This window comes from Streptomyces sp. H27-D2 (assembly GCF_035828615.1).
GTDB lineage: Bacteria > Actinomycetota > Actinomycetes > Streptomycetales > Streptomycetaceae > Streptomyces.
In genome coordinates this window covers 1-2,201 of record NZ_JAYMZR010000193.1, presented here as the reverse complement: position 1 = coordinate 2,201, position 2,201 = coordinate 1, and the positions used below count along the sequence as shown (strand labels likewise).

The following is a 2,201-nucleotide window of genomic DNA, read 5'->3' as shown; positions in this document are numbered from 1 at the left end:
GGGTGTGTATCCGTTGAGGGTGTCTCGTTGGGGTGATTCGCAGGGTTTTGGAATGTGATCGTGAGGGCTGGCTTCTACCGTCGCCGGTGACGAGCTCGCCGAGGTGTGCGGGCGCTGAGGCGAGGGCGGGTGGTGGCGGTGCCGTCTTTGATGGCTGCGTTGCAGGCCAGGGCGGACAGGGCCCAGGAGCGGGCCGGTCGACTGCGTGATCAGATCGCGGAGCTGTCCGGGCAGCTGTCGGCGGTGGAGGCGGAGTTATCGCGGTTGCAGATCACGCGGGAGACGGTCGACGAGGTGCTGGCCGACGGCCCGGGTGCGGCGGGTTCCGGCGATTTCGTGGATGCGGAGGCCGTGGTGGCGCCGTTGGCGGAGCTGGTGCCGGTGTTGCTGGCGGCACAGGCGTCTGGGGACGCGACGGTGACCTCGCCGGCGTACCGGCTGATCCTGGTGGCGTTCGCCGAGGCCGCAGGTCCGTTGCGGTGCAAGGACGTGTGCACAGCGGTAGGGCTGGGGACCGAGGCCAACCATACCGAGGGCATGCGGTCGAAGCTGAAGCGCCTGGTGGATCGCGACATCCTCACCGAGGTCGAACCGGGGCTGTTCGCGCTGGCCTCGCAGGCCGAGGGCGGCCGGTGAACGGCTTCGGCGGGTCCCTGTCCGTGGCCGAGGACACGTTCGCCGTCTCCCGTGGCCTCTTCGATCAGGTGGCGGCCGATCTGGCCGCGCCGCTGGCGGCGTCGTTGACGCACTCGCAGCTGGAGGACATGTTGTCGGCGCGGATGCGCCAGGTGACCCGGTCGCTGTATCAGGACCACTTGACGCTGCGGTCGGTGACCGAACAGCGGCTGCCGGAGGTCACCGATGTGCGCGGGGTGGAGCGCACGAGGATCGAGCGGGGTCGGACGCGGGACCTGACCACGGTGTTCGGGAAGGTCACGGTCACCAGGATTGCCTACCGCGGCACCGGGGCCGCCGACCTGCACCCGGCGGACGCGGTGTTGAACCTCCCGGTCGCGCTGCACTCCCACGGGCTGGGGAAACTGGCAGCGATCGAGGCTGCGCGTGGCTCGTTCGCCGAGGCCACCGATCGGATCAACACGCTGACCGGCGCCGGGATCGGGCCCCGGCAGACGCAGGAGCTCGCAGTGGCCGCCGCGGCCGACATCGACGGGTTCTACGACGCGCTGGTCCCGGCCCCGTGCACCGACCAGACCCTGCTGGTGCTGTCAGCGGACGGCAAGGGCGTGGTGATACGGCCCGACGCGCTGCGCGAGGGCACGGCGAAAGCCGCGGCGGCCAAGGGCAGCAACGCGATGAAGACCCGCCTGGCCTCCGGGGAGAAGAACGGCAGGAAGCGCATGGCCACCCTCGGCACGGTCTACGACGCCGAACCGGCGCCGCGCGGCGTCGACGACGTCATCGCCGACCCCGACACCGACAGCGATGACGCCGGCGAGCCCGCGGAACGCCGTCCCGGACCCAGAGCCCGCTCCAAATGGCTGACCGGCTCGGTCGACCACAACGCCGAGCAGGTCATCCGGGCCGTATTCGACCAGGCCGAGCACCGTGACCCCGACCACCGGCGCACCTGGGTCGTGCTCGTCGACGGCGCGAACCACCAACTCGACCTGATCAACGCCGAGGCCGAACGCCGGGACGTCGCCGTGCACATCGTGATCGACATCATTCACGTGATCGAATACATCTGGGCCGCGGCCTGGACGCTGCACGCCCCCGGCGACAAGACCGTCGAGGCCTGGGTCGCCGGCCACGCCCGCACCGTCCTGGCCGGGAGGGCCGCCGCCACCGCCACCGCGATCACCGCGCAGGCCAAGACCGCCCGGCTGCGCGGGCCACGCCGCAAGACCCTGAACAAGACCGTGGACTACCTGCGGAACAAGGACCCCTACCTCCGCTACGACACCGCGCTGGCCGCCGGCTTCCCGATCGCCACGGGCGTGATTGAGGGGGCGTGCCGCCACCTGGTGAAAGATCGCCTGGACATCACCGGGGCCCGTTGGGGCCTCGACGGAGCCGAAGCCGTCCTCAAGCTCCGCGCCATGCGCACCAACGGCGACTTCGACACCTACTGGACCTGGCACGAACAGCAGGAACACACCCGCAACCACCAGGTCCGCTACCGATCAGGACTCATACTCACAGCCTGATCGGCAACACCCTCAACGGATACGCACCCATCC

At 70.1% G+C, this 2,201-nt stretch carries 2 protein-coding genes; both read left to right on the top strand.

The window, feature by feature from the left end; translation table 11 throughout:
- Positions 1–129 precede the first annotated feature (129 nt).
- Positions 130–636 (top strand): hypothetical protein, encoded by a 507-nt coding sequence (locus tag QMK28_RS33775; RefSeq protein ID WP_326443515.1) that lies wholly within the window; start codon positions 130–132, stop codon positions 634–636.
- Between the two features lie 23 nt (positions 637–659).
- Positions 660–2,168, top strand: a complete 1,509-nt coding sequence (locus tag QMK28_RS33770) for an ISKra4 family transposase (RefSeq protein WP_326443514.1) — start codon at positions 660–662, stop codon at positions 2,166–2,168.
- The last annotated feature ends 33 nt before the right edge of the window (positions 2,169–2,201 follow it).